The following is a 26,854-nucleotide window of genomic DNA, read 5'->3' as shown; positions in this document are numbered from 1 at the left end:
GCGCCTGGCTTCAGTCTGGCGTCAGCGCGTGAACACCTCGCGGACGAGGATGTCCTGCTCCGCGGCGTGGCGCTTCATCGAGCCCGCGCTCGTCGCGGCCGAGGCAGCGCGGGACACGAGGCGGATGCGGTGCTCGAGCACCGGGGCGAGCGTGATGGCCATGTACGGCCACGGGCCCTGGTTCGCCGGCTCGTCCTGCGCCCACACGACCTCGGCGTTCGGGTACTTCGCGAGCTCGGCCTTGATCTCCTCCTCAGGCAGCGGGTAGAGCTGCTCGACGCGGACGATCGCCGTCTTGGTGTCCTTGGCCTTCGTCCGCGAGGACAGCAGGTCGTAGTAGAGGCGGCCGGAGACCAGGATGACCCGGTCCACAGCGTTCGCATCCAGCTGCTCGTGCTCGCCGATCACGGGACGGAACGTGCCCTCCGTGAAGTCCTCCACGCTCGACGCGGCGCCCTTGAGGCGCAGGAGCTGCTTCGGCGTGAACACCACCAGCGGCTTGCGGGGCCGGCTGAACGCCTGGCGGCGCAGGAGGTGGAAGTGCGACGCCGGCGTGCTCGGCTGGGCGACGATGATGTTGTCCTCGGCGCACAGCTGGAGGAAGCGCTCAATCCGGGCGGACGAGTGGTCCGGGCCCTGGCCCTCGTAGCCGTGGGGGAGGAGCATGACGAGCGAGGACCGCTGGCCCCACTTCTGCTCCGCCGAGGAGATGAACTCGTCGATGATCGTCTGCGCGCCATTGACGAAGTCTCCGAACTGCGCCTCCCACAGCACGAGGGTGTCCGGACGCTCGACCGAGTAGCCGTACTCGAATCCGAGCGCAGCGTACTCCGAGAGCGACGAGTCGTAGATCGAGAGCTTCGCCTGGTCCTCCGAGAGGCTCGCGAGGGGGGTCCACTCCGCGCCTGTCTGGCGATCGTGGAAGACCGCGTGCCGCTGCACGAAGGTGCCGCGGCGCGAGTCCTGGCCCGACAGGCGCACGGGCACGCCCTCTGCCGTGAGCGAGCCGAAGGCCGCGATCTCGCCGAAGCCCCAGTCGATCCCGCCGTCGCGGGACATCTGCTCGCGGCGCTCGAGGAGCTGGCGGAGCTTGGCGTGCACCGTGAAGCCCTCGGGAACCTGAACGTGCGCCTGACCGATCGCGGCGAGCATCTCGCGGCTGATCGCCGTCTGGCGCGGGGCACGGACCTCGGTGTCCTCCTGCTGCTGGGCGAGGGGACGCTCGAGGTCCGAGACGGCCTTCGCGTCGGCAGTGATGACCGGGATCGGCGAGGTCTGCGCGGCGTGGGTCTCCGCGAAGACGCGCTCGAGGCGCTCCTGGTAGTCGCGCAGGAGCTGCTCGGCCTCTTCCTGCGTGATGTCGCCGCGGCCGATCAGGCTCTCGGTGTAGAGCTTGCGGACCGAGCGCTTCGCCTCGATGAGGTTGTACATGAGCGGCTGGGTCATCGACGGGTCATCGCCCTCGTTGTGCCCACGGCGGCGGTAGCACACGAGGTCGATCACGACATCCTTGTGGAACCGCTGGCGGAACCGGTACGCCATCTGGGCGACGCGGACCACGGCCTCGGGATCGTCGCCGTTGACGTGGAAGATCGGCGCCTGGACCATCTTCGCGACGTCGGTCGAGTACACCGAGGAGCGCGACGCGGACGGGGAGGTCGTGAAGCCGACCTGGTTGTTCACGATGATGTGGATCGTGCCGCCGGTGCGGTAGCCGCGCAGCTGCGAGAGGTTGAGGGTCTCTGCCACGACGCCCTGGCCGGCGAACGCCGCGTCGCCGTGGACGAGGATCGGCAGGACGGGGAACGCCTCGCCCTTGTCGAGCCGGTCCTGCTTCGCGCGGACGATGCCTTCGAGGACAGGGTCGACGGCCTCGAGGTGGGACGGGTTGGCGGCGAGGTAGACCTTGGTCTGCTTGCCGTTCTCCGCGGTGAACGTGCCCTCCGTGCCGAGGTGGTACTTGACGTCGCCGGAGCCCTGGACGCTCTTCGGATCCTGCGTGCCCTCGAACTCGCGGAACACCTGCGCGTAGGTCTTGCCGGCGATGTTGGTCAGCACGTTGAGGCGGCCGCGGTGGGCCATGCCGATGCCGACCTCGTCGAGCCCGTCCTCGGCCGCCTCGGACAGGGTCGCGTCCAGGAGCGGGATGAGCGACTCGCCGCCCTCCAGGGAGAAGCGCTTCTGGCCGACGAACTTGGTCTGCAGGAACGTCTCGAAGGCCTCGGCCGCGTTCAGGCGGGAGACGATGCGCAGCTGCTCCTCGCGGCTCGGCTTCTTGTACGGGTGCTCGAGCTCGTCCTGGAACCACTTGCGCTCGGCGGGCTCCTGCAGGTGCATGTACTCGATGCCGGTGGTGCGGCAGTACGCGTCGCGCAGCACGCCGAGGATGTCGCGGAACTTCATCTTCGGCCGGCCGCCGAAACCGCCGGTGGGCCACTCGCGGTCCAAGTCCCACAGGGTCAGGCCGTAGGTGAGCACGTCGAGGTCCGGATGCCGGCGCTGGACGTACTCGAGCGGGTTCGTGTCCGCCATGAGGTGGCCGCGCACGCGGAACGCGTGGATGAGCTGCTGGATGCGCGCCACCTTGTTGATGGCGTCCTCGGGGTTGACCTGGAGGTCCGGGCTCCAGCGCACCGGCTCGTAGGGGATGCGCAGCGACTCGAAGATCTCGTCGTAGAAGCCCTGCTCCCCGAGGAGGAGCTGGTGCACGAGGCGGAGGAACTCGCCCGAGCCCGCGCCCTGGATCACGCGGTGGTCGTAGGTCGAGGTCAGCGTGATGATCTTGCCGACGGCCTGGAGGGCCAGGATCTTCTCGGAGCTGCCCTGGAACTCGGCCGGGTACTCGAGCGCACCGACGCCGATGATGGCGGCCTGGCCCTTCGAGAGGCGCGGCACGGAGTGGACGGTGCCGATGCCGCCGGGGTTGGTCAGGGAGACCGTGGTGCCGGCGTAGTCGTCGGCGGTGAGCTTGCCCGCGCGCGAGCGCTTGACGAGGTCCTCATAGGTGTGCCAGAAGTCCGAGAAGTTGAGGGTCTCGGCCTTCTTGATGTTCGGGACCACGAGGAGGCGTGAGCCGTCCGGCCTCGGCAGGTCAATGGCGATGCCGAAGTTGACGTGCGCATGCTGGATGGCGACCGGCTTGCCGTCGACCTCGTCGTAGGAGACGTTCATGGACGGCATGAGCTTGAGCGCGCGGATCACGGCGAAGCCGATGAGGTGCGTGAAGGAGACCTTGCCGCCGCGGACGCGCGTCAGGTGGTTGTTGATCACGATGCGCTGGTCCATGAGGAGCTTCGCGGGCACCGCGCGCACGGTCGTGGCGGTTGGCACCTCGAGGCTCGTGATCATGTTCGACGCGATGGCCTTGGCAGGACCGCGCAGCGGCGAGACGACGTCGTCCTCGATCGTCTCGTCCTTGGCCGTCTTCGGCAGCTGGGCGGGGATCAGGCCCGTCGTGGAGGGCCGGGCGCCGTCGCGCACGACGGCGGCAGCGCCCTTCTTCGGCGAGGCGTCCGACGGCGCCGGGGCAGCAGCCGGAGCGGAGGCGCCAGCTGGGGCGGCGGCCGGTGCCGCAGGCTTGGCAGGAGCGGCAGCCGGCGCGGCGGCCGGGGCCGCAGGCTTGGCGGGCGCAGGCGAGGCGTTGGGAGCCTTGACCGTGGGGATCTGCCGCGTCAGCGTGTCGGCCGCGCGCGCCTTCGCCGTGCCGTTCGACGTGTGGCCGCTGTCCGAGTCGAACGACTCGAACAACGGCCACCACTTGGAGTCCACGGAGTTCTTGTTCTGCTGGTACTGCTCGTAGAGCTCGTCCACAAGCCACTCATTGCCGCCGAATTCCTCGGGCAGGCGGTGGGTTGGCAGTTCTGGCACTGGAGTTACGCCTCTTCCATCGATACTTAGGCCCGCACAAGTCCGCGGGTCCGCGCGCCATGCCCCACGCCGGGACCGTGTTCTCCACGGGGCTGTCCGAGGGGGCCGGCTGGATCCGCCGACTGCCGTGGACCCCGTCAGGGCCCACACACTCCTGAATAGTCTAGTGACCTGCGCGCGGAATCGGGCAATCTGAGTCCGCTATCACACCGCGCCGTCGCTGATAGGCTGGAATGACTATGGACGGCACCTCTAGATGCCGGCCCGGCCGTGCGCCCCTTCCGGGGCTCCGCGACCGCAGCGCCGGCAGACACCGTGTACTTGTTCACCCGTGGCGCCCATCGGCGCGCCGCCGCACCCTCTGGGGGCCCGATTCCTGAGATGGAATGGCTCCTCCTGGCCGCCGGCCTGCTCCTGATTCTCGGCACGGGCTTCTTCGTGGCCGTCGAATTCTCCCTCGTGGCCCTCGACCAGGCCACCGTCCAGCGCAGCATCGATGCCGGCGAACCCGGCGCAGAGGCGCTCCTGCGCTGCCTCAAGAGCCTCTCGACCCAGCTCTCGAGCTGCCAGCTCGGCATCACCCTCACCACGCTCCTCACCGGCTACGTGATGGAACCTTCGGTGGGCGGCCTCCTCGAGGGCCCGCTCGCGGCCCTCGGCATCCCGGGTGCCACCGCGGTGTCGCTGACCGTGGCGATGGTCCTCGCCACGTTCCTGTCCATGCTCATCGGCGAGCTCGTGCCGAAGAACCTGGCGATCGCCCGCGCACTCGCCGTCGGCCGCGCCGTTGCCCCGTCGCAGCTCGTGTTCACGGCGGTGTTCAAGCCCGCGATCGTCCTGCTAAACGGCTTCTCGAACCGGGTCCTGCACCAGATGGGCATCGAGGCCAAGGAGGAGATCTCCGGGGCGCGGTCGCCCGCCGAGCTCGCCTCCCTCGTCCGCCGGTCGGCCGAGCTCGGCACGCTCGACGAGGGGACGGCGCGCTTCGTCGCCCGCACGCTGAGCTTCTCGGAGCGCACCGCCGCCGACGTCATGACCCCGCGCATGCGGGTCACGACCGTGGATGCCGACGGGTCCGTCGACGCCGTGGTCGAAGCCGCGAGGCGCACCGGCCACTCGCGCTTCCCGGTGATCGGGGACTCGCCCGATGACGTCCGCGGACTGGTCCACGTCAAGAAGGCCGTGGCCGTTCCGGCTGAGCGCCGGCACTCGCTGCAGGCGGGAGCCATCATGACGGAGGTGCTGCGGGTTCCCGAGACCATCCACCTCGACGCGCTGATCTCCCAGCTGCGCGACGGGAACCTGCAGCTCGCCGTCGTCCTGGACGAGTACGGCGGGACCGCGGGCATCGTCACGCTCGAGGACCTCGTGGAGGAGATCGTGGGCGAGGTCTCGGACGAGCATGACCGGCTCGCTCCCGGAGTCCTGCAGAGTGCTGCCGGGGACTGGTACTTCTCGGGCCTCATGCGCCCCGACGAAGTGTCGGAGCAGGTGCCCGGGCTGGGCGTGGCCGACAGTCCCGCATATGAGACGGTGGGCGGCTTCGTCATGAGCGCCCTCGGACGCGTCGCCGCGGTCGGGGACACCCTCGAGATCGGCGGGGGCGAGCTCAGCGTGGTCCGCATGGACGGGCGCCGCGTGGACCGGCTCAAGTTCGTCCCGCCCAAGGAGCCGCAGATGGCCGAGGGCACGCGCGACGGCGGGAGGGCTGCCTGATGGGCGACTGGGCCGGGATCCTCTGGCTGGCCGTGCTCTTGCTCGGCAACGCGTTCTTCGTCGGTGCCGAGTTCGCCATCATGAGCGCGCGGCGCAGCCAGATCGAGCCGCTTGCCGAAGGGGGCTCGGGCCGCGCCGTCACCACGCTGCGCGCCATGGAGCACGTTTCGCTCATGCTCGCGTGTGCGCAGCTCGGCATCACAGTGTGCTCGCTGCTCATCCTCCAGGTCGCCGAGCCGGCGATCCATCACCTCATCGGCGACCCCCTCCACGCGGTGGGGCTCCCCGAGGAGCTGGCCGGGGGCATCGGCTTCGTGGCGGCGCTGGCGATCGTCACGTTCCTGCACGTGACCTTTGGCGAGATGGTCCCGAAGAACATCTCCGTGTCGGCCGCCGACCGCGCCGCACTCCTGCTTGCTCCGGCGCTCATGGGTGTCGCGCGGGTCGTCCGTCCGGTGATCCACCTCCTCAATGGCAGCGCGAATGCCATCCTCCGCCTCATGAAGGTCGAGCCCAAGGACGAGGTGACCTCGAGCTTCACCCTCGAGGAGGTGCAGTCGATCGTCGAGGAGTCGACGCGCCACGGCCTCGTCGACGACGAGTCGGGCCTGCTCTCGGGAGCTCTCGAGTTCTCCGACCAGACGGCCGAGTCGATCATGGTCCCGGTCCAGGAGCTCGTCTCGCTCCCCGCGACGGCCACGCCCGAGGAGTTCGAGAAGGCGGTCGCCAAGACCGGGTTCTCGCGCTTCCCGATGGTCGACGACGACGGCGAGCTCGTGGGGTATCTGCACGTCAAGGACGTGCTCGCCATCGCCCCTGAGCACCGCGGCCGGCCGATCGGGGAGAGCAGGGTCCGCTCGCTGGCCAACCTGGGGCTGGACGCCGAGATCGAGGACGCCCTCTCTACGATGCAGAAGTCGGGCTTCCACCTCGCGCGCGTCATCGGCCCCGAGGGTGCGACGCGCGGCGTCGTGTTCCTCGAGGACGTCATCGAGCAGCTCGTCGGCGAGATCAGGGACGCGACGCAGAACGGCGTCGTGCGCCGCAGGGAGAACGGCGGCGCGGCGAGGTAGGGGCAGCCGGACGGGGGGGGTGCGCCGCGGCGCTAGATGGGAATTGTTCCCAAGAAGCGGTACAGTGTCTGTGTTGCGACTCGTTCTCAGTTGTCCGGTCTACGGCCGGCAGGAGCAGTCGCTTCGCGTCCCCTCGACCCCCTCCCGCCGACCCGAACTGAGGACCTGTGAGTTCTTCCCTGCTCCGCACTGCCGCCCTCGGCGCCGCAGCCGCCCTTCTCCTGGCCGGCTGCGCCCCGACGCCGGGCCAGGGCGGCGGCGGGAACACGATCTCCGTCGTGGCCTCGACGAACGTGTACGGGGACCTCGCCCAGACGATCGGCGGGGACCGCGTGCACGTGACCGCGATCGTCAGCAAGCCGACCCAGGACCCACATTCCTACGAGGCGACGACCCAGGACCGCCTCGCCGTGTCCAAGGCCAGGCTCGTCATCGAGAACGGCGGCGGCTACGACCCGTTCATGGATTCCCTCCTCGCCGACGCCCGGCCCGAGGCGTCCTCGGTCCTCAACGCAGTCGAGGCGAGCGGGCTCGGCGGCGGCGTGGGCGGTTCGGGCGAGGCGGCGCCGTCGTCTGCCGCCCCCTCGGCCAGCGCCCACACCGGCCACGCCCACGCATTCAACGAGCATGTCTGGTACGACCTGCACGCGATGGAGGCGGTGGTCACAGCGATTGCCGAGCGCCTCGGCGCGCTCGACCCTTCCTCGGCGGCGGACTTCACCGAGCGGGCCACCGCGGTCGCGAAGCGGCTCGAAGCCGCCGAGGGAACGCTCGCGGCGGTCAGGCAGGCCCACTCCGGCAAGGGCGCCGTGCTCACCGAGCCCGTCCCGTCCTATCTCCTCGAGAATGCGGGGCTCAAGGACGCCACGCCGTCGGGCTTCCTCGAGGCCGTCGAAGAGGAGCAGGACGTCCCGCCGGCAGTGCTCAAGTCCACGCTGGACCTCCTCGCCGCCAAGGGCGTCGCGGTCCTGGCCTACAACCCCCAGACGGAGAGCCCCCAGACCAAGCAGGTCCGGGCGGCGGCCGAGGCCGCGGGAGTTCCCGTCGTCGAGTTCACCGAGACGCTCCCCCAGGGAACCGACTACGCGGGCTGGATGCAGGGGAACGCCGACGCGCTCGCGAAGGCGCTCGGATGAGCCAGGAGTCCCTCACTCCGCATGCACCCGCTCGCCTAGACTTGTCAGTCATGACAGCAGCCGGACCGCAGCCCGCAGCATCCCAGGGTCCGCGTGGTTCCCGAGAGACCGCCCCGGCTGTCCGGCTGCGCGGCGCCTCCCTCGCGTTCGGCGACCGGACCCTCTGGTCCGGGCTCGACCTCGATATCCAGCCGGGTGAGTTCTTCGCCGTCCTCGGGCCCAACGGCAGCGGGAAGACGAGCTTCCTCAAAGCGCTCCTCGGCGTCCTCCCGCTCAGCTCGGGAACCGTCGAGATCGCGGGACACCCCGCCGGGCAGCGGGGGGAGGGGATCGGCTACATCCCGCAGCAGCGTGCCTTCGCCCCGGACACGCCCCTGCGCGCGCGGGACCTCGTCGGCCTCGGCATTGACGGGCACCGCTGGGGCTTCCGCCTGCGCCGCCGGGCTGTCGACGCCCAGGTGGACGACCTGCTCGGGCGCGTGGGTGCCCGGGAGTACGCCAAGGTGCCCGTCGGCCAGCTCTCCGGCGGCGAGCAGCAGCGGCTCCGCGTCGCGCAGGCGATCGCCGACAGCCCCCGCGTGCTCCTGTGCGACGAGCCCCTCCTCTCGCTCGACCTCAACCACCAGCAGGCCGTCAGCCAGCTCATCGACGACCAGCGCCGCGCCAACGACGCCGCGGTCGTGTTCGTCACCCACGAGATCAACCCGATCCTGGACTACGTGGACCGCGTCCTCTACCTCGCGGACGGTCGCTTCCGGATCGGCTCCCCGTCAGAGGTCATGACCACCGAGGTCCTCTCCGCGCTCTACGGCGGCCGCGTCGAGGTCTCGCGGGTCAACGGCCGGATCGTGGTCGTGGGCCTGCCCGATGCGACCACCCACTACCACCTCCCCGGCGACCACCACGACACGGAGCCCGCATGAGCCTGTCCGACATCCTCGGGAGCATCTTCTCCTTCGAGAACTACGGGGAGATCCTCGCGCTCGTCCAGAACTCGGTGTGGGCGGGTGCCGTGCTCGGCCTGCTCGGCGGCCTCGTGGGGACGTTCGTCATGAAGCGGGACCTCGCCTTCGCCGTCCACGGCATCTCCGAGCTCTCGTTCGCCGGCGCCGCGTTCGCGCTGCTCCTCGGCGCGGACGTCGTGCTGGGCTCCCTCGCCGGCTCCGTCGTCGCCGCGCTTGTCATCGCCCTCATGGGCGGCCGCGCGCGCGAGAAGAACTCCGTGATCGGCGTCCTCATGCCGTTCGGGCTGGGGCTCGGCATCCTCTGTCTGGCCCTCTACGAGGGCCGCGCGGCCAACAAGTTCGGACTCCTCACCGGACAGATCGTCGCCGTCGACACCGTGCAGCTGCAGCTGCTCGCCGTGACCGCGCTCGCCGTCGTGCTCGCCCTCGCCGTCATCTGGCGGCCGCTCACCTTCGCGAGCGTCGACCCCGAGATGGCCCACGCCCGCGGCGTTCCCGTGCGCGGGCTCTCCATCGCGTTCCTGCTGATCCTCGGCGTGAGCGTCGCACTGTCGATCCACGTGGTCGGCGCGCTGCTCGTGCTCGCGCTCCTCATCACCCCGGCCGCGGCCGCCCTGAAGGTGACGTCCTCGCCCCGTCTCGTGCTCGTGCTCAGCGTCGTGTTCGCGGTGGCCGCCACGGTCGGCGGGATCCTGCTCGCACTCGGCGGCAGGCTCCCCATCAGCCCGTACATCACCACGCTGTCGTTCCTCATCTACGCGGTGAGCGCCAGCATCGGCTGGTATCGCCGGCGGCGGGCCCTCAACGGCCGGCTGCAGCCCGCGCCGGGGGAGCCGCAGCGCACGACGCCGGTCGCGGCCTCGCGCTAGCTGCCCGCCTCGCCCGCGCCCCGGTCCTCGGTCGATCCGCCAGACTGCCCGTCGGCACGCTCCTGCGCGGCCAGCGCGGTGCACTGGGGGCAGAGTCCGAAGATCTCCACGGTGTGCTCCACGGCGGTGTAGCCGTGTTCGCGGGCCACACGGCTCGCCCAGGTCTCGACGGCGGGGGCCTCGATGTCCACGGCCTTCCCGCATCGCCGGCACACCAGATGGTGATGATGCCCGGTGGCCTCGCAGCGGCGGTAGACGGCTTCGCCCTCGTCGCTGCGTAGGACGTCGACCAGGCCCTCCTCGGCCATGGACTGCAGGATCCGGTAGGTCGTGGCGAGCGAGACGGACGCCCCCTCGTCGTGGAGCATGCGGTGTAGCTCCTGGGTGCTCACGAAGTCCTCGAGCCGGTCGAGCGCCGCCGAGACGGCGACCCGCTGCTTGGTGACCCGCTGCTCGCGTGCCGCGGGCCGTCCCGCGCTCTCCGATGCCCGGGCCGTCGTGCGGGTTCTCTCCACCACCGTTCCTCCCTCGAACGCCGGCAGTCCTCCGGCGCAGTCGATCCTCCAGCCTAGCAAGAGGCGGTTCTAGACTGGCGCCATGCGCATGACGAAGCTCACCCACGCGTGCATCAGGCTCGAGAAGCCGGGCGGCCCCGCCGGCGGGAACCGCGTCCTCGTGATCGATCCCGGCACCTTCTCGGAGGTGGAGGAGGCCCTGGATGGGGCCCAGGCCTTCCTCGTCACCCACGAGCACCCCGACCACCTCGACCTCGACAGGACCGGCGCCGCGCTCGCGGCGGACACCAGCCTCGAGGCCTGGGCCCCCGCGGCGGTGGCGGTGCAGCTGAAGGAGGCCGCGCCGTCGGCCGCGGACCGCATCCACGTGGCGGAGCCGGAGACGGAGTTCGACGCCGCGGGCTTCCACGTGAAGACCTTCGGCAGCCAGCACGCGCTCATCCACGCGAGCGTGCCGGTCGTGGCGAACATCGGCTACCTCGTGGACGGGGAGGTGTTCCACCCGGGCGACTCCTTCACCGTCCCTCACGGTGTCAGCGTCAACACGCTGCTCGTGCCGATCCATGCGCCCTGGAGCAAGGTGGGCGAGGTCCTGGACTTCATGATCGCGGTCGGAGCGCCTCGGGCCTACCCGATCCACAACGCCCTCCTGAACGAGCGCGGGACCGGAATCGCCGAGGGCCACGCGAAGCGGATCGGGGCGAAGTACGGCACCGAGTACGTGCACCTCGAACCGGGCGAGTCCGTGGACCTGTAGCTCCCCGGGCAGCCGCAGGACAGGGTCTACTGTGGACGTCAGCGCCGGCCTCACCGCGGCGCACCAGACGCGGCGCCCACAAGGCGCCGGTCCCGAGAAGGAGTGGCACTCATCATGACCCAGGTCCTCATTACCGCGGCAGAACTCGCCGGCCGGCTCGACTCCGGCGCCCGCACCGTCGTCCTGGACGTCCGATGGTCCCTCGGCGCCCCCCACGGCCTGGCGGCGTACGAGGCCGGCCACGTCCCCGGCGCCGTGTTCGCGGACCTCGAGACAGAGCTCGCCGTGCCGGTCCAGCCGGGAAGCGCCGAGGAGGCCGCCGGCGGCCGGCACCCGCTGCCGGAGCCGGACAGCTTCGAGGAGACCGCCAGGCGCTGGGGGATCGATGACGGAGACCCGGTGGTCGTGTACGACGACTCCGCCGGCCAGTCCGCCGCGCGCGCCTGGTGGATGCTGCGGGACGCGGGCGTCGAGGACGTGCGCATCCTCGACGGAGGACTGGCCGCATGGACGCGCGCCGGGCTCGCCCTCGAGCGCGGCCGGGAGGTCCCCGCGCTCGGCGGTGTCCACCTCTCCGGGCACCACCTGCCGCGGATCGACGCCGACGCCGTCGCCGCCCTCACCGGCCAGGGCGGAGTGCTGCTCGACGCGAGGGCAGCCGAGCGCTACCGGGGCGAGGTCGAGCCCGTGGACCCGCGGCCGGGCCACATTCCCGGCGCCGTCAGCGCCCCGACGTCAGGCAACCTCTCCCGGGACGGGACGTTCCTGCCCGCCGACGCGCTGCGCCAACGCTACGCCGCGCTCGGTGCAGCGCCCGGACGGGACGTTGCGGTCTACTGCGGCTCCGGCGTCACGGCCGCGCACGACGTCGCGGCCCTCGCCATCGCGGGCATCGACGCCGCGCTCTACCCCGGCTCCTATTCGCAGTGGTCCAGGGATCCCGCCCGGCCGGTGGCCACCGGCGACGAGGAGACCGCCGCATCGGATAGCGTCGGATCCATGAGCCGAGGAGCACGGGCATGACCCCGGGACGCCCCATCCTGCCCGGGGCGGACAAGCTCCGCCGCCCCCTCGGCACTCACGCGAGTGCGAAGGGGGCCTCCGACGAGGGCAATGAAAGGAAAGCCATGAGCACGCTGTTCACGCGCATCATCGAGGGCGAGCTGCCCGGACGCTTCGTGTGGAAGGACGACGACGTCGTCGCGTTCCTGAGCATCGGGCCCCTCGCGGAGGGCCACACGCTGGTCGTGCCGCGCGAGGAGGTGGACCGCTGGACCGATGCCTCGCCGGAGCTCTGGGGCAGGCTCACCGCGGTTGCCCAGACCATCGGGGCGGCGCAGGTCGAAGCGTTCGGCGCGGCGCGCGCGGGGCTGATCATCGCAGGGTTCGAGATCAACCACCTGCACCTGCACGTCTGGCCCTCCAACTCGGAGGCCGAGTACGACTTCAAGCGCGCCCAGCACAACCCCGACCCGGCCGTCCTCGACGCGGCTGCCGAGAAGATCCGGGAGGCGCTGCGCGCCGCCGGGCACGGGGACCACGTCCCGGCCGGCTGAGACCCGTCTCCTAGGCCTTCCGCGGAGTCATCGCCACCATGCCCGCGAAGGTGAACCCGCCGCCGAACCCGAACAGGAGGGCAGGGACGTCCGCAGGGATCCGTCCCGCGTGCCACCACTTGCTCAGCCCGAGCGGGACGCTCGCCGCCGAGGTGTTGCCAGACTCCGTTACATCCGTGATCACGATCCGGTCGGTCAGGCCCAGCGCCTCGGCAAGAGGCTCGACGATGCGCAGGTTCGCCTGGTGCGCGGCGAGCACCTGGACGTCGTCCAGAGAGAGTCCGGCGGCGGCGACGGCCTCCCGCGCATGCTCCGGCGCCTTGGTGAGCGCCCAGCGCAGCACCTCGCGGCCGTTCTGCCAGAACCTGCCCGACGGCGGCGAGATCCTCACCGCGTTGGCCATGTCGCCGCGCGAGCCCCACACCACAGGGCCAATTCGCGGCGTCTGCGAGGGGCGCACGACGGCGGCGCCGGCACCGTCCGCGGTGAGCACCGCCGTCGTGCGGTCCGTCCAGTCGGTCACGGCGGAGAGCGTCTCCGCGCCCACGACGATCGCGTGGCTCGCGCTGCCGGCACGGATGGACTGGTCGGCGATGCCGAGGGCGTACTCGAAGCCCGAGCACGCGGTGTTGATGTCGATGATCCCCGGCCCCCGCCCGTTGCGGCCCAGTCCGAGGGCCTCGGCCACACGGCCGGCGGTGTTGGGGGAGCGCTCGGCGGCCGTGGTGGTGGCGACCACCACGAGGTCGATGTCCTCGGCGGCCACGGCGGAATCGGCGAGCGCCATCCGCGCGGCGGGGATCGCGAGGTCCTTGACGGTCTCGCCCTCCGCGGCGATGCGCCGCGTGACGATGCCCGTGCGCTGGCGGATCCAGGCGTCGGACGTGTCCATCATGCCCTCGAGCTCATGGTTGTCCATGACGCGGCGGGGCTGGGCATGGCCGAGCCCCGCGATCTCGGTCCCTGCCGGACCGTGGGCGACCGTGAGCTTCATGGGGTTCCTCTCTCTCGTGGAAGTCTGCAGCTGCAGGCGCGGCGGCCCGCGGCCTACGCCGGGGCGAGCGCCTCGTTCAGCGTCTGGCGGACGCGCTTCTCGGACACCTTCCCCGCGGTGCCGAGTTCGACGGCGAACAGGCTCACCCGCAGCTCCTCGATCATCCAGCGGACCTTCTCGAGCTTGGCCTCGTTGCGTCCCGTGGGGGCGAGGGCCGCGGCGGCGGCGTCGTAGTCGTCCTCGAGGGCCTGGACCGTGGCCATCGCGACGGCGTCGCGCTGGACGTTGGCGGGGAGCTTCTCGAGGCGGCGCTCGATCGCGCGCAGGTAGCGGGGCAGGTGCATCAGCTGCGCGTACCCGGTGCGGGCGACGAAGCCGGGGTAGACGAGCTGCTCGAGCTGGGCCTTGATGTCGTTCAGGGCGCTGATCAGCGCCAGGCTCGTGGAGCCCTTGAGCTGCTTGCTGATCCGCAGGGAGGAGGCGAGGACCTGCTCGACGATGGCGGTCACCTTGAAGACCGTGTCGATCAGCTCCGCACGGACCTCGTCGTAGAGGGCGTCGAAGGCGGCCCGGTCCCACGGCAGTGCGGCGGGCACGAGCCGGTCGATCGCCGCGATCGCGCAGTCGGCGATCAGCCCGGCGACCGATCCGTGCGGATTCTGGCTGAACGTGAGCTTCTCGCGGTTGTTCAGGTGCTCGAGCACGTAGCGGTCCGGCGACGGGATGCGCAGGGCCAGGAGGCGGATCACACCGGCCCGGTGGGCGCGCAGCTGGTCCTCCGCGGTCTGGAATACGCGCAGGCCCGCAGTGCCCCGCGGCGAGGCCTTGGTGCTGCCCTCGTCAGTCAGGGCCGGGTAGCCCGTGACGGTGTGGCCGGCGACGACGGTGCTCGCCGTCCGCGGGATGGTCCCCACGCTCCACTCTGTCAGTCCGCTGCGCTCGGCCAGTCCGCTGCGCTCGGCCAGTCCGCCGCGCTCGGCCAGTCCGCCGCGGGCCGTGACTCCGCCGCCTTCGGCGGGGTGCGCCGTCGTGCGTCCGTTGGGCGAGGTCTTCTCCGCACGGGGTGACATCGAGTCCACACGGGGTGACTTCGGGTCCACACGGGGTGACTTCGGGTCCACACGGGGTGACTTCGGCGGGGCGGTGCTGCCCGGGGTCGCACCGAGGGACTCCGCGATGGCGCGGCGCGTGGCGGGCGCGAGCTGCTCCTGCAGGGCCGCGAGGTCCTTGCCTGAGCCGAGGACCTTCCCCCGCGGGTCGACGACGCTGAAGGAGAACTTCAGATGCGGCGGCACGGCGTCCCAGTTCCACGAGCCCGGGGGCACGATCTGGCCCTTGAGCCGGCGCAGCACGAGCTCGAGGGATTCCTCTATCCGGTCGTGCGCGGGGTCGAAGTCCGCCTCGAGGGCGGCCACGGCCCGGCGCGCGACGTCGGGGGCGGGCACGAAGTTCTTCCGGACCTGCTTGGGCAGGGACTTGATGAGCGCGGTCACGAGGTCGACCCGCTGGCCCGGGATCTGCCACCGGAACGGCTCGGGATCGAGCTGGTTGAGGAACAGCACCGGGACCTCTGCGGTCACTCCGTCGTTCGGGTCCGGCGTGCCGCCGGGTGCCACGGGGTGGAACTCGTAGGAGAGCGGAAGGTCGAAGCCGCCCTGGCGCCAGACGGTGGGATACGCGGCGTCGTCCCCGGCGGCGGCCTCCTCGCGCAGCAGGAGCTCGCGGTCGAAGTCGAGGAGGTCCGGATCCTCGTGCCTGGCCTTCTTCCACCAGGCGTCGAAATGCCGCTCGGAGACGATTCTCTCGGGGAGCCGGCGGTCGTAGAAGTCGAAGAGCGCCTCGTCGTCCACACGCAGGTCGTGCCGCCGCATCCGGGTCTCGAGTTCCTCGACCTCGTCGAGGAGTGCGCGGTTCCGCTTGAAGAAGTGGTGGCGCGTGTGCCAGTCGCCCTCCACGAGCGCGTGCCGGATGAACAGCTCGCGGGCGAGCGCCGGGTCGATCCGCGCGTAGTTGACGCGCCGCTGCGCCACGAGGGTCACGCCGTAGAGCGTGACCTTCTCGTACGCCATGACGGAGCCGGCCCGCTTGGACCAGTGCGGCTCGGAGTAGGAGCGCTTGACCAGGTGCGGCGCCACGAGCTCGCCCCACGCAGGGTCCATCTTCGCGGCGGTGCGGGCCCAGAGGCGGCTGGTCTCCACGAGCTCGGCCGCCATGACGTAGGTCGGGTTCTTCTTGAACAGTGCCGAGCCGGGGAAGACGGCGAAGCGCGTCCCGCGGGCGCCGACGTACTCGCGCTTGCGCTCGTCGAGGAGCCCGATGTGGCTCAGCAGGCCCGCGAGGAGCGACTGGTGCACGGCGTCGTGCTTCGCTGCTGCTTCCAGCCGGGTGTCCGTCGCGCGGCCCTGGCCGGGGGAGATGCCCAGCGGGCGGGCCAGCTGGCGCAGCTGCGCGTACAGCTCCTGCCATTCGCGCACCCGCAGGAAGTTGATGAATTCGGCCTTGCACAGGCGCCGGAACGCCGAGGAGGACAGCTCGCGCTGCTGCTCCTGCAGGTAGTTCCAGAGGTTGAGGTAGCCCGTGAAGTCGGAGTTCTCGTCCTTGAATCGCGCATGCTTCTCGTCCGCGGCCTGCCGCTTGCCCGTCTCCTGCGAGGGCCGCTCGCGGGGGTCCTGGATGGTCAGGGCGGCTGCGAGCACCATGACCTCGCGCGCGCACTCGCGCCTGGCCGCCTCGACGATCATGCGCCCCAGCCGGGGGTCGACCGGGAGCTGGGCGAGCTGGTGCCCGACGGCGGTGAGGCCGCCCTTCGCGCCGCTCGTGCCACGAGTGGCCCCGGCGCTCGTCTCCTTCGCACTGGCCGGCTCGGCGAGGGCGCCGAGTTCGCGCAGGAGGGTCACGCCGTCGTTGATCGCGCGCGACTCGGGCGGCTCGACGAACGGGAACGCCTCGACGTCCTTCGGGCCGCGCGCGATCCCCATCGCGGTCATCTGCAGGATGACGGCGGCGAGGTTGGTGCGCAGGATCTCGGGGTCGGTGAACTCCGGGCGCGAGAGGTAGTCCTCCTCGGAGTAGAGGCGGATGCAGATGCCGTCGGAGACGCGCCCGCAGCGGCCGGCCCGCTGGTTCGCGGAGGCCTGGGAGACGCGCTCGATGGGCAGCCGCTGGACCTTGGTGCGGTGCGAGTAGCGCGAGATGCGCGCCGTGCCCGTGTCGATGACGTACTTGATCCCCGGGACGGTGAGCGACGTCTCGGCCACGTTGGTCGCCAGGACAATCCGCCGCCGGCCGCCCGGGGTGAACACCCGGTGCTGCTCGGCGAGCGAGAGCCGTGCGAACAGCGGCAGGATCTCCGCGTTCGCCATGCGCGGGCTCTTCTGGATCGAGCCCGCGAGGGCGTCCGCCGCATCGCGGATCTCGCGCTCGCCGGAGAAGAAGATGAGGATGTCGCCGGGGGCCTCGCGGGAGAGCTCGTCGACGGCGTCGCACACGGCGTCGACGGGGTCGCGGTCCTCCTCGAGCGCGTCGTCCGAGCGCGCGACGGCGTCGTCCTCCTCCCCGCCGTCGCCCGCCTCGCCGGGGGCGGACGTGAGCGGCCGGTACCGGATCTCGACGGGATAGGTGCGTCCCGACACCTCGATGATGGGCGCGGGAACCGGCTCTTCCTCCGCCTCCGGCGACGGAGCCGCGAAGTGGCGCGCGAACCGCTCGGGATCGATCGTCGCCGAGGTGATGATGACCTTGAGGTCCGGGCGCTGGGGGAGGATCCGCCTGAGGTAGCCGAGGATGAAGTCGATGTTGAGGCTGCGCTCGTGCGCCTCGTCGATGATGATCGCCGAGTACTTCTTCAGCAGGCGGTCGCGCTGGATCTCGGCGAGCAGAATGCCGTCGGTCATGAGCTTGACCCTGGTCTGCGGTCCGACCTCTCCGGTGAACCGCACCTGGAAGCCGACCTCCTGCCCCAGCTCGACGTCGAGCTCCTCGGCAATGCGCTCGGCCACTGTGCGGGCGGCGAGGCGGCGGGGCTGCGTGTGGCCGATGAGGCCCTTCTCGCCCAGGCCGAGCTCAAGGCACATCTTGGGGATCTGCGTCGTCTTGCCCGAGCCCGTCTCCCCGGCGATCACCGTGACCTGGTGCGCGGCGATGGCCTCCATGATGTCGTCGCGCCGCTCGGAGACAGGGAGGGCTTCGGGATAGGTGATCGTGAGCGCCATGGCTGGTCCATTCTAGTGGCGGAGCCGGCCCGGGTACGTCGAAGGCCCCGCCGAACTGCTTCGGCGGGGCCTTCTGCGGTGCCCTCGATAGGATTCGAACCTACGGCCTTCTGCTCCGGAGGCAGACGCTCTATCCCCTGAGCTACGAGGGCATGCCATTTCATCCGGACGCTCCCCTGCGGGAACTCACCGAGCTTATCAGGTGCTCCGGGGCCGCGCGCAAACCGGGGAGGGCGCGGCGCCCGCTGTGCGCGGTGCCGCGCAGGGAAGCAGGGCTATTCCCTGTAGTTCTCCACGACGTCGGCCGGCCGAACCGTGGCCTCGTCGGGGTCCTCGCCGAACTCGCGCTTGGCCCGGCGCTGCCTCAGGAGGTCCCAGCACTGGTCAAGCTGTGCTTCCACCTCCCCGAGACGCCCGGTGCCCTTCTCCTCGCTACCGGCGCCGGGCGTGCCGCGGAGGGCGTGCTCCTCGTCGATGAGCTCGCGGATCCGGTCCTGGATGTCCTTGTCCATACCAGCACGATAGCGTCAGGGGGTGGCACAAGAACATGGTGCGGCCCGGGGGTCCACGACCTGGCGCGGCCGCCTCCTCGTCCTCGTCGGCCTGCTGGTCGTCGCGTTCACGCTGAGGACGGCGGTGACGAGCGTCCCGCCGCTGACCACCGCGATCGGGCAGGACATCGCGCTCCCGTCGTGGCTCATCGGCGTGCTCGGGATGCTGCCGACCGCCCTGTTCGGGCTGGCGGGGCTGCTGACCCCGCTCCTGATGCGCGCATGGAGCGTCGAGGCCATCGCCGTCACCGCGATGGCGGCCTCCGGGCTCGGCCAGGTGGTGCGGGCCGTCGCGCCCGAGACCGGCACGTTCCTGGCCGGCTCCGCCCTCGCGCTCGCCGGGATGGGCGCGGGGAACGTGGTGCTGCCGCCCATGGTCAAGAAGTACTTCCCCGACCGGATCGGCCTCGTCACGGCGCTCTACGTGACGATCATCAGCCTCGGCACCACCATCCCGCCCCTCGTCGCAGTGCCCGTCGCGGACGCCGCCGGCTGGCGCGCCTCGGTCGGCTGGTGGGCGGCCGTCAATGTCGTCGCCATCCTGCCCTGGCTCAGCGTCTGGCCCCGCCGCCGGGGCCGGACCACACAGTCCGGGACGCAGGGCGAGGGCGGATCGGCGCCCCGGCCACGCGTCGTCGTGCGCCCCTGGCGCGCGCCCGCGGCGTGGGCGCTCGCGCTCCTGTTCGGCTGCTCCTCGCTGAACACGTACACGATGTTCGGCTGGCTTCCCTCGATCCTGACCGGTGCAGGGCTCAGCGCCGCCGACGCCGGATTCCAGCTCGCGCTCTTCTCCGGCATCGGGCTGCCGCTGAGCCTGGTGGTGCCCGTCCTCGCGGCCCGGCTGCGGAACCCGTTCCCCATCGTCGCGTTCGGCGTGGTCTGCTTCGCGGCAGGCTACGCGGGCCTCTGGCTCGCCCCCGGCTCGGCGACATGGGTGTGGACGACCCTTGCGGGGCTCGGCCCGGCGACGTTCCCGCTCGCGCTCGTCCTCGTGAACCTGCGCACACGCACGCACCAGTCCTCCGGCGCCGTGTCCGGGTTCGGGCAGGGGATCGGCTACATCGTCGCCTGCGCAGGCCCGCTCCCGGCCGGGCTCCTCCACGACGCGACGGGCGGCTGGGACGCCACGTTCGCGTTCCTCGGCGCGACCCTCGTGGTCCTGGCCGTCTCGGGCTGGGTCATCAGCCGTCCCCACTTCATCGACGACCACCCCCGCGTGGTCGAGCCCGTAGCAGAACCCGCATCCTCCCAGCGCGGTTTCGGCTCGCGCGCGCCGCGCCGGTAGGCTATGGGGGTGACTCCCGAAGAACTTTCTGCCGCTATATCCGCCTGCCTCGCCGACGCCGTCCGCGCCGGCGAGATCTCTGTGGATGTGCCGACGGACGTTCGCGTGGAGCGTCCCAAGAACCGCGAGCACGGCGACTGGGCCACCAACGTCGCCCTCCAGCTCGGCAAGCGCGCAGGCATGCCGCCGAGGGCGCTCGCCGAGCTGCTCGCCGTCCGCCTCGAGGCGCTCGCCGGCGTCGCGAGCGTCGACATCGCGGGTCCCGGCTTCCTCAACATCACGCTCGACGCCGCCGCGGCAGGCGCGCTCGCGAAGGCCATCGTCGAGGCTGGCCCCGACTACGGCACCAACGACACCCTCGCGGGCCACGTCATCAACATGGAGTTCGTCTCGGCGAACCCCACGGGCCCGCTGCACATCGGCCACACCCGCTGGGCCGCGCTCGGGGACTCGATTGCGCGGGTGCTGAAGGCCTCCGGGGCCGACGTGACGCGCGAGTACTACATCAACGACGCCGGCAACCAGATGAACGTGTTCGCGAACTCCGTGCTCTCGCGCCTGCACGGCCGCGACGTGCCCGAGGGCGGCTACCCCGGCCAGTACATCGCGGACCTGGGCCACGAGGTCCTCACCGCGCATCCCGACGTGCGCGAGCTCACCGACGAGGCCGCGCTGCCGATCGTGCGGGAGGCTGCCTACGCCGCGCAGATGAAGGACATCAAGGCCACGCTCGCGGCCTTCGGCGTCACCTTCGACGTCTACTTCTCCGAGCGGGAGGGCCTGCACGAGTCCGGCGCCATCGAGTCCGCCGTGAAGCGCCTGCGCGAGCAGGGCCACGTCTTCGACGCCGACGGCGCGGTCTGGCTGCGGACCACGGACTTCGGCGACGACAAGGACCGCGTCCTCATCCGCGCCAACGGCGAGCCCACGTACTTCGCCGCCGACGCTGCGTACTACCTCACGAAGAAGGACCGCGGCTTCGGCGAGAAGGTCTACCTCCTCGGCGCCGACCACCACGGCTACGTGAACCGCCTCAAGGCCATCGCGGCCTGCGCCGGCGACGACCCCGAGACGAACATCGAGATCCTCATCGGCCAGCTCGTCTCGGTCAACGGCGCGAAGCTGTCCAAGCGCGCGGGCAACATCATCGAGCTCAAGGACCTCATCGAGTGGCTCGGCAAGGACGCGGTGCGCTACTCGCTCGCGCGCTTCCCCGCGGATTCGCCGCTCACCCTCGACCCCGAGCTGCTCAAGAAGAACACCAACGAGAACCCCGTGTTCTATGTCCAGTACGCCCACGCCCGCTCCCGCGGCGCGGCGCGCAACGCGGAGGCTGCCGGTGTCCACCGCACGGTGGACGGCGTGGACGCGTTCGACGCGTCGCTCCTGGACCACCCGACCGAGAACGAGCTGCTCGCGCACCTCGCCGCGTACCCGTCGATCGTGGGCAAGGCCGCGGAGTTCCGCGAGCCGCACCGGGTGGCGCGCCACCTCGAGACCATCGCGAGCGCCTACCACTCCTGGTACGACAACTGCCGCATCGCGCCCCAGGGCGACGACGAGGTCACCGACCTCAACCGCACGCGCCTGTGGCTCAACGACGCGACGAGCCAGGTCCTGGCCAACGGGCTGTCGCTGCTCGGCGTCTCGGCGCCGGAGAGGATGTGAGGCGTGGCTGAGAGCAGCGCGCAGGCCGCCGGCTCGCCCCTCGCCCCCGAGTGGCTCGCCGTCCCCTCAGATCTCAACGAGCTCGTCCCCGCACTCTGGGCGCACGACGTCGCCCGCGGCCCGGGCGGGGACCTCACCGTGGCGGGCCTTCCGGTCGGCGAGGTCAAGTCCCGGTTCGGCTCCCCGGTCTTCGTGCTGAGCGAGGCTGACTTCCGGGCGCGTGCACGAGCGTTCAAGGACTCGTTCGACGCGGCCTTCGACGATGTGTGCGGGGGGGTGGACGTCTACTACGCGGGCAAGTCGTTCCTCTGCACGGCGGTGGCCGCGTGGGCCCACCAGGAAGGCCTGCGGGTGGACACGGCCTCGGGCGGCGAGCTCGCCGTGGCCCTGCGCGCAGGCGTACCGGGGGAGCTCATCGGCCTCCATGGCAACAACAAGTCCGACGCCGAGATCGAACGCGCCCTCGGGAACGGCGTGGGCCGCATCATCGTGGACAGCCTCGACGAGCTCGAGCGGGTCGCCCGCATCGCCGCGGCGCGCGGCACGGACACTCCCGGCTCAGGGCCGGACGGATCGGAGGCACCCCGCGCCAAGGTCATGCTCCGCCTCACCCCCGGCGTGCACGCGCACACCCACGAGTTCATCGCCACGGCGCACGAGGACCAGAAGTTCGGGCTCTCGATGGCCGCGGGCACGGCCAGCGAGGGGTTCACGGGCGCCGGCGTGGACGGTGGCGCCGACGGCGCCGCGAGCATGGCCGAGGAGGCGGTCGCCGCGGCAGCGGGCCATGACAGCATCGAGCTGCTCGGCGTCCACTGCCACATCGGCTCGCAGATCTTCGAGCCCGAGGGCTTCGAGCTCGCCGCCGTGAAGCTCCTGGCCTTCGTCGCCTCGATGCGCTCCGCCTACGGCGTCGAGCTGCCGGAGCTGGACCTCGGCGGCGGGTACGGCATCGCCTACCTGCCGGGGGACGCGCCCCGACCGCCGGCCGAGATCGCGGAGGCGCTGGCCGGCGTCGTGCGCGAGACCTGTGCGAAGCTCGGCATCACCGCGCCCCGCATCTCGATCGAGCCCGGCCGCGCGATCGTCGGCTCGACGACGTTCACCCTGTACGAGGTCGGGACGATCAAGGACGTCGTCGTGGACGTGCCCGCTGGCGCGGCAGGCACGGACGCTGCGGGCGGGATGGGCGGCACCGCGGTCCGCCGGTACGTCTCGGTCGACGGCGGCATGAGCGACAACGCTCGCCCGGTCCTGTACGACGCCGACTACTCGGTCGTGCTCGCGAACCGCACCTCGGACGCGCCCGCGCAGCTGACCCGCGTGGTCGGCAAGCACTGCGAGAGCGGCGACATCGTGGTGCGCGACGCGTACCTCCCTGCGGACGTCCGGGCTGGCGACCTGCTCGCCGTCCCCGGAACCGGCGCCTACTGCTGGGCCCTGTCCAGCAACTACAACTACCTCGCCCGCCCGGGCGTCCTCGCCGTGCGCGGGGGAGAGGCGCGCTGGATTGTGCGCCCGGAGACCGAGGACGACCTGCTCTCCCGCGACATGGGAGCCTGAGACACATGGGAGAGACGATGACTGAGACGAGTGGGCTCGAAGCCCCCAGTGCCGAGAAGGTGCTCAAGGTCGCCCTCCTCGGCGGAGGGACAGTGGGCTCCCAGGTGGCCCGCATCCTCCTCGAGGACGCCGATGCCCTGGCCGCGCGGGCCGGGGCACGCCTGGTGCTCACCGGCATCGCCGTGCGCAACGTGGACGCCCCCCGCGACGTCGAGCTTCCCCGCGAGCTCTACACGACCGACGCGGAGAAGCTCGTGTCGGGCGCAGACCTCGTGATCGAGCTCATGGGCGGCATCGAGCCGGCCCGTACGCACATCCTCGCCGCGCTCAAGAACGGCGCGTCCGTCGTCACCGGCAACAAGGCACTCCTCGCCCAGGACGGCGCGGCACTGTTCGACGCCGCGAGCGCGAACAACGCCGACCTCAACTTCGAGGCCGCCGTCGCCGGCGCCATTCCGATCATCCGGCCCATCCGCGAGAGCCTCTCCGGCGACCGCATCACGCGCGTGCTCGGGATCGTCAACGGGACGACGAACTTCATCCTCGACGCGATGGACACGACCGGCGCCCAGTTCGCCGACGTCCTCGCCGAGGCCCAGCGCCTGGGCTACGCCGAGGCGGACCCGACGGCCGACGTCGAGGGCCTCGACGCCGCGGCCAAGGCGGCGATCCTCGCCTCCCTCGCCTTCCACACGCGCGTCTCCCTCGAGGACGTGCGGTGCGAGGGCATCACGAAGGTCACCGCCGACGACATCGCAGCCGCGCAGGATGCCGGCATGACCATCAAGCTGCTCGCCATCGCCGAACTCATCACCGCCGGGGACAGCGCCGACGGGACGGCGGCCGAGGGCGTGAGCGTGCGCGTCCATCCCACGCTGCTCCCGCGCAAGCATCCCCTCGCGGCCGTGCACGGGGCCTTCAACGCGGTGTTCGTCGAGGCGGACAATGCGGGTTCGCTCATGTTCTACGGCGCGGGGGCGGGCGGCGCCCCGACGGCCTCAGCCATCATGGGCGACGTCGTCTCGACCGCACGCCGCATCGCGGCCGGCGCTCCCGGAGCCCCCGGCGCCGCCACGCGTGCCCTGCCCATCCTCGGGCTCGACGCCGTCACGACGAGCTACAGCATCGGGCTCGAGGTCGCGGACCAGCCGGGTGTGCTCTCCCGCGTGGCCGCCGTCTTCGCCGAGCACGGCGTCTCGATCGAGACCATGCGCCAGACCGTCGACGGCGCTCCCGGCCTCGCCGCCGCCGACCGCTGGAGCGCCGGAGGCCGGGCCGAGCTGCGTTTCGTCACCCACCCTGCCTCCGAGGCAGCCCTCGCCGCGACCGTCGCGGACATCAAGAACCTCGACGTCGTCGAATCCGTGACGAGCGTCCTCCGAGTCGAAGGAGTCTAGTGGCCCACCAGTGGCGCGGAGTCATCCGCGAATACGCCGACCGCCTGCCCGTCAGCGAGTCCACCCGCGTGATCACCCTCGGCGAGGGCGGCACGCCCCTCGTCCACGCCCAGAAGCTCTCCGAGCTCACCGGCTCCGAGGTGTTCCTCAAGGTCGAGGGGATGAATCCGACAGGCTCCTTCAAGGACCGCGGCATGACCATGGCCATGACCGCAGCCGTCGAGGCCGGGGCGAAGGCTGTGGTCTGCGCGTCCACGGGCAACACCTCGGCGTCCGCCGCCGCCTACGCGACCGCGGCAGGCCTGACCTGCGCCGTCCTCGTCCCGGAGGGCAAGATCGCGCTCGGCAAGCTGTCCCAGGCCATCGCGCACGGCGCGACGCTCCTGCAGGTCGACGGCAACTTCGACGACTGCCTCGAGATCGCTCGCAAGCTCGCCGACTCGTACCCGGTGTTCCTCGTGAACTCGGTCAATCCGGCCCGCATCGAGGGGCAGAAGACTGCCTCGTTCGAGATCGTCGACGCCCTCGGCGACGCCCCGGACATCCACGTCCTCCCCGTGGGCAACGCCGGGAACATCTCCGCGTACTGGAAGGGCTACAAGGAGTACGCCGCGGAGACCGAGTACCCGGCGCACGGCGGCGACGCCGAGCCGCGCACCCTGGCGGCCGTGGCGACGAAGCTGCCCGTGATGTGGGGCTTCCAGGCCGCCGGCGCGGCCCCGTTCGTTGCCGGTCACCCCATCACCCACCCTGAGACCATCGCGACCGCGATCCGCATCGGCAACCCGGCGTCGTGGGAGACGGCGGTCGCCGCCCGCGATGAGTCCGGGGGCCTGATCGACTCCGTCACCGACGAGGAGATCCTCGCCGCGCACCGCTGGCTGTCCTCCAAAGAGGGAGTGTTCGTCGAGCCCGGCTCGGCGGCCAGCGTTGCGGGCCTGCTCAAGAAGCACGCGGCGGGGGAGGTGCCCTCCGGGAAGACCATCGTGTGCACGGTGACCGGCCACGGGCTCAAGGACCCCCAGTGGGCCCTCCGTACCGCCGACGGCGCCGAGGTCGAGCCCGTCAAGGTAAGCAACGACGTCGTGACCGTCGCGGCCGAGCTGGGGCTCGAGTAGAAGCGATGACTGCTCCGACGACGGCCGCCGAGTCCCTGCGCGCGGTGGCGGCCGGGCAGCGCGTCACCGTGAGGGTGCCCGCCACGAGCGCGAACCTCGGTCCCGGCTACGACAGCCTGGGACTCGCTCTGGCACTGTATGACACCGTGACCGTCGAGACGACCGACGACGGGAGCCTCGCCTTCGAGCTGAGCGGCGAGGGTGCCGACACGCTGCCGCGGGACGAGTCGCATCTCGTCGTGCGCACGCTGGACGCCGCCCTCGCCCGGCTCGGCTACACGCGCTCGGGCCTGCTCCTGCGTGCGGAGAACGTGAGCCCGCACGGACGCGGACTGGGCTCGTCGGCGTCGGCGACCGTCGCTGCGGTGCTCGCGGCGGCGGCGCTGGTCGAGCCGGCGGACCAGCCCGACAGGGCCTGGGTCCTCCAGCTGTGCAGCGAGATCGAGGGGCACCCCGACAACGTGGCCCCCGCGATCTTCGGCTCCCTCGCCCTGTCCTGGCAGGAGGGTGAGGCGTTCCGCACGGCGGTCGCCGAGGTCGTCGACACGGTGGTGCCGATCGTCGCGATCCCGGACTTCGAGCTCTCGACCGAGCTCGCCCGCTCGCTCCTGCCCTCATCGATCCCGCACCACGCCGCGGCGGCGAACTCCGGACGCGCGGCGCTGCTCGTGCACGCCCTCACGAAGGATCCGTCCCTGCTCCTGCCGGCGACCGAGGACTACCTGCACCAGAGCTACCGCTCGACCGCAATGGAGCCGAGCGCGAGGCTCATCCAGCGGCTCCGTGCCGAGGGGCACGCGGCGGTTGTCTCGGGCGCCGGCCCCACCGTCCTGGCCCTCGCCGACGGTGCGGCCGAGGCCGACGAGGTGCAGGACGCCGTCGAGCGCTTCGCGCACAGCGTGGGCGCCGGAACGCTTGATCCCGAGCAGGGTGACGAATCTGTGACCTCGTGGCGTGTCCTTCGTCTGGCTGTCGACCGCGAAGGTGCTAGAGTGGACCTGCACCCACGGTGAATCTGCCTCAGTTCGGCGTACCCGGATAGACACCGTCCGGCGACACAGGGACACACGGTCAGGGATATCGTTCCCGGCCCGGTGGCACTGTGATCGCCGCCTTCTGGTCCAGTTTCTCGGCACGGGGTGCCGCTCCTCCAGCTCGCAGCCGGTCAGGCTGATTGCGACTGTCCACAGACTGTTCGGCAAGCAGCGATCCAGCCCTGCTGCCAGCTCGGACGAGCAGCTAGACGACGGGCCTGCCCGGCCTCCACGGCCCCGCAGGTCACCCAGCCTGGCCGCCGCTGTCGCCGACGGCCGCGACCACGATGCGTTGGCCCCTGGCCACGCAGTCGATCCGGAAGGAACATCCGTGACACAGACCACTGAGCTGAACCCAGCAGTGGACCCCGCTTCGGCATCCGAGTCCAAGGGGATCGCCGGTCTCAAGCTCGCACAGCTCCAGGCGCTTGCCTCCCAGCTGGGCATCACCGGTGGCTCCCGCATGCGCAAGGGCGACCTCGTCGCCGCCATCTCGGCACACCAGAAGGGCGAGCCCGTGGGCCGCCCCACCGGCCGTGCGCAGGCCAAGGGCGAGGCTCCGGCCGCCGAGGCCGCTGC

Annotated in this window: 20 protein-coding genes and 1 tRNA gene; 15 read left to right on the top strand and 6 right to left on the bottom strand. The window is 71.2% G+C overall.

Features of this window, described 5'->3' with window-relative positions:
• Positions 1–21: 21 nt before the first annotated feature.
• The gene (locus ABD298_RS04695) at positions 22–3,867 is read right to left on the bottom strand and encodes a multifunctional oxoglutarate decarboxylase/oxoglutarate dehydrogenase thiamine pyrophosphate-binding subunit/dihydrolipoyllysine-residue succinyltransferase subunit (protein WP_344298493.1); all 3,846 of its coding nucleotides are present in this window, start codon (positions 3,865–3,867) and stop codon (positions 22–24) included.
• Between the two features lie 381 nt (positions 3,868–4,248).
• On the opposite strand from ABD298_RS04695, the gene ABD298_RS04690 reads away from it, so the two are divergent.
• The 5 genes from ABD298_RS04690 to ABD298_RS04670 all read left to right on the top strand — a co-directional run bounded on the left by ABD298_RS04690 (position 4,249) and on the right by ABD298_RS04670 (position 9,626).
• Complete coding sequence (locus tag ABD298_RS04690; RefSeq protein WP_344298491.1) at positions 4,249–5,583, top strand: hemolysin family protein; 1,335 nt, start codon at positions 4,249–4,251, stop codon at positions 5,581–5,583.
• A complete protein-coding gene (locus tag ABD298_RS04685) occupies positions 5,583–6,656 on the top strand; it encodes a hemolysin family protein (RefSeq protein WP_344298490.1) in 1,074 nt (357 codons plus the stop codon). The genes ABD298_RS04690 and ABD298_RS04685 overlap by 1 nt, the downstream gene beginning before the upstream one ends.
• A 167-nt stretch (positions 6,657–6,823) precedes the next feature.
• A complete protein-coding gene (locus ABD298_RS04680; RefSeq protein WP_344298488.1) occupies positions 6,824–7,792 on the top strand; it encodes a metal ABC transporter solute-binding protein, Zn/Mn family in 969 nt (322 codons plus the stop codon).
• Positions 7,793–7,842: 50 nt separating this feature from the next.
• Entirely contained in the window at positions 7,843–8,715 is an 873-nt protein-coding gene (locus tag ABD298_RS04675; protein ID WP_344298487.1) for a metal ABC transporter ATP-binding protein, read from the top strand.
• Entirely contained in the window at positions 8,712–9,626 is a 915-nt protein-coding gene (locus tag ABD298_RS04670) for a metal ABC transporter permease (RefSeq protein ID WP_344298486.1), read from the top strand. Before ABD298_RS04675 ends, ABD298_RS04670 begins: the two co-directional genes overlap by 4 nt.
• Here the strand turns inward: ABD298_RS04670 and ABD298_RS04665 are convergent.
• Complete coding sequence (locus ABD298_RS04665) at positions 9,623–10,141, bottom strand: Fur family transcriptional regulator (RefSeq protein ID WP_344298485.1); 519 nt, start codon at positions 10,139–10,141, stop codon at positions 9,623–9,625. The genes ABD298_RS04670 and ABD298_RS04665 overlap by 4 nt on opposite strands.
• 82 nt (positions 10,142–10,223) lie before the next feature.
• Here ABD298_RS04665 and ABD298_RS04660 point away from each other — a divergent pair, with 82 nt between their 5' ends.
• The 3 genes from ABD298_RS04660 to ABD298_RS04650 all read left to right on the top strand — a co-directional run bounded on the left by ABD298_RS04660 (position 10,224) and on the right by ABD298_RS04650 (position 12,454).
• A complete protein-coding gene (locus tag ABD298_RS04660; protein ID WP_344298484.1) occupies positions 10,224–10,898 on the top strand; it encodes an MBL fold metallo-hydrolase in 675 nt (224 codons plus the stop codon).
• A 114-nt stretch (positions 10,899–11,012) separates the two neighbouring features.
• Positions 11,013–11,921 (top strand): sulfurtransferase, encoded by a 909-nt coding sequence (locus ABD298_RS04655; RefSeq protein ID WP_344298482.1) that lies wholly within the window; start codon positions 11,013–11,015, stop codon positions 11,919–11,921.
• A 104-nt stretch (positions 11,922–12,025) separates the two neighbouring features.
• The gene (locus ABD298_RS04650) at positions 12,026–12,454 is read left to right on the top strand and encodes an HIT family protein (RefSeq protein ID WP_344298481.1); all 429 of its coding nucleotides are present in this window, start codon (positions 12,026–12,028) and stop codon (positions 12,452–12,454) included.
• A 10-nt stretch (positions 12,455–12,464) separates the two neighbouring features.
• Here ABD298_RS04650 and ABD298_RS04645 read toward each other — a convergent pair whose 3' ends face one another.
• The 4 genes from ABD298_RS04645 to ABD298_RS04630 all read right to left on the bottom strand — a co-directional run bounded on the left by ABD298_RS04645 (position 12,465) and on the right by ABD298_RS04630 (position 18,171).
• Positions 12,465–13,448 (bottom strand): beta-ketoacyl-ACP synthase 3, encoded by a 984-nt coding sequence (locus ABD298_RS04645; RefSeq protein ID WP_344298480.1) that lies wholly within the window; start codon positions 13,446–13,448, stop codon positions 12,465–12,467.
• A 53-nt stretch (positions 13,449–13,501) separates the two neighbouring features.
• Positions 13,502–17,659, bottom strand: a complete 4,158-nt coding sequence (gene hrpA / locus ABD298_RS04640; RefSeq protein ID WP_344298479.1) for an ATP-dependent RNA helicase HrpA — start codon at positions 17,657–17,659, stop codon at positions 13,502–13,504.
• 79 nt (positions 17,660–17,738) lie between these two features.
• A tRNA-Arg gene (locus ABD298_RS04635) sits at positions 17,739–17,811 on the bottom strand.
• A gap of 123 nt (positions 17,812–17,934) precedes the next feature.
• Complete coding sequence (locus ABD298_RS04630) at positions 17,935–18,171, bottom strand: DUF2630 family protein (RefSeq protein WP_344298478.1); 237 nt, start codon at positions 18,169–18,171, stop codon at positions 17,935–17,937.
• A gap of 22 nt (positions 18,172–18,193) precedes the next feature.
• Here ABD298_RS04630 and ABD298_RS04625 point away from each other — a divergent pair, with 22 nt between their 5' ends.
• From ABD298_RS04625 to ABD298_RS04595, 7 genes are all read left to right on the top strand, one after another.
• Positions 18,194–19,495 (top strand): MFS transporter, encoded by a 1,302-nt coding sequence (locus ABD298_RS04625; protein ID WP_344298477.1) that lies wholly within the window; start codon positions 18,194–18,196, stop codon positions 19,493–19,495.
• A gap of 9 nt (positions 19,496–19,504) precedes the next feature.
• Entirely contained in the window at positions 19,505–21,163 is a 1,659-nt protein-coding gene (argS, locus tag ABD298_RS04620) for an arginine--tRNA ligase (protein ID WP_344298476.1), read from the top strand.
• Positions 21,164–21,166: 3 nt separating this feature from the next.
• Positions 21,167–22,726: a diaminopimelate decarboxylase family protein gene (locus tag ABD298_RS04615; protein ID WP_344298475.1), complete on the top strand. Its 1,560-nt coding sequence runs from the start codon at positions 21,167–21,169 to the stop codon at positions 22,724–22,726.
• Between the two features lie 17 nt (positions 22,727–22,743).
• On the top strand, positions 22,744–24,123 hold the full coding sequence (locus tag ABD298_RS04610; protein WP_344298474.1) for a homoserine dehydrogenase: 1,380 nt from the start codon (positions 22,744–22,746) through the stop codon (positions 24,121–24,123).
• Positions 24,123–25,241, top strand: coding sequence for a threonine synthase (thrC, locus tag ABD298_RS04605; protein WP_344298472.1), 1,119 nt, complete (start codon positions 24,123–24,125; stop codon positions 25,239–25,241). Before ABD298_RS04610 ends, thrC begins: the two co-directional genes overlap by 1 nt.
• Before the next feature lie 5 nt (positions 25,242–25,246).
• Positions 25,247–26,254 (top strand): homoserine kinase, encoded by a 1,008-nt coding sequence (gene thrB / locus ABD298_RS04600; protein WP_344298471.1) that lies wholly within the window; start codon positions 25,247–25,249, stop codon positions 26,252–26,254.
• A 352-nt stretch (positions 26,255–26,606) separates the two neighbouring features.
• On the top strand, positions 26,607–26,854 hold a 248-nt coding region (locus tag ABD298_RS04595), incomplete at its 3' end, for a Rho termination factor N-terminal domain-containing protein (RefSeq protein ID WP_344298470.1).

Source organism: Sinomonas flava (assembly GCF_039531875.1).
Taxonomy (GTDB): Bacteria; Actinomycetota; Actinomycetes; order Actinomycetales; family Micrococcaceae; genus Sinomonas; species Sinomonas flava.
The sequence above is the reverse complement of the archived record's forward strand: the minus strand, read 5'-3'. Positions and strand labels throughout refer to the sequence as shown.

What these genes read in the sequence shown, in the direction of transcription:
- ABD298_RS04690 (WP_344298491.1), top strand. Translation starts at nt 4,249, where the DNA reads ATGGAATGGCTCCTCCTGGCCGCCGGCCTGCTCCTGATTCTCGGCACG.
- ABD298_RS04685 (WP_344298490.1), top strand. Translation starts at nt 5,583, where the DNA reads ATGGGCGACTGGGCCGGGATCCTCTGGCTGGCCGTGCTCTTGCTCGGC.
- ABD298_RS04675 (WP_344298487.1), top strand. Translation starts at nt 7,843, where the DNA reads ATGACAGCAGCCGGACCGCAGCCCGCAGCATCCCAGGGTCCGCGTGGT.
- ABD298_RS04670 (WP_344298486.1), top strand. Translation starts at nt 8,712, where the DNA reads ATGAGCCTGTCCGACATCCTCGGGAGCATCTTCTCCTTCGAGAACTAC.
- ABD298_RS04660 (WP_344298484.1), top strand. Translation starts at nt 10,224, where the DNA reads ATGCGCATGACGAAGCTCACCCACGCGTGCATCAGGCTCGAGAAGCCG.
- ABD298_RS04655 (WP_344298482.1), top strand. Translation starts at nt 11,013, where the DNA reads ATGACCCAGGTCCTCATTACCGCGGCAGAACTCGCCGGCCGGCTCGAC.
- ABD298_RS04650 (WP_344298481.1), top strand. Translation starts at nt 12,026, where the DNA reads ATGAGCACGCTGTTCACGCGCATCATCGAGGGCGAGCTGCCCGGACGC.
- ABD298_RS04645 (WP_344298480.1), bottom strand. Translation starts at nt 13,448, where the DNA reads ATGAAGCTCACGGTCGCCCACGGTCCGGCAGGGACCGAGATCGCGGGG.
- hrpA (WP_344298479.1), bottom strand. Translation starts at nt 17,659, where the DNA reads ATGGCGCTCACGATCACCTATCCCGAAGCCCTCCCTGTCTCCGAGCGG.
- ABD298_RS04630 (WP_344298478.1), bottom strand. Translation starts at nt 18,171, where the DNA reads ATGGACAAGGACATCCAGGACCGGATCCGCGAGCTCATCGACGAGGAG.
- ABD298_RS04610 (WP_344298474.1), top strand. Translation starts at nt 22,744, where the DNA reads ATGACTGAGACGAGTGGGCTCGAAGCCCCCAGTGCCGAGAAGGTGCTC.
- thrB (WP_344298471.1), top strand. Translation starts at nt 25,247, where the DNA reads ATGACTGCTCCGACGACGGCCGCCGAGTCCCTGCGCGCGGTGGCGGCC.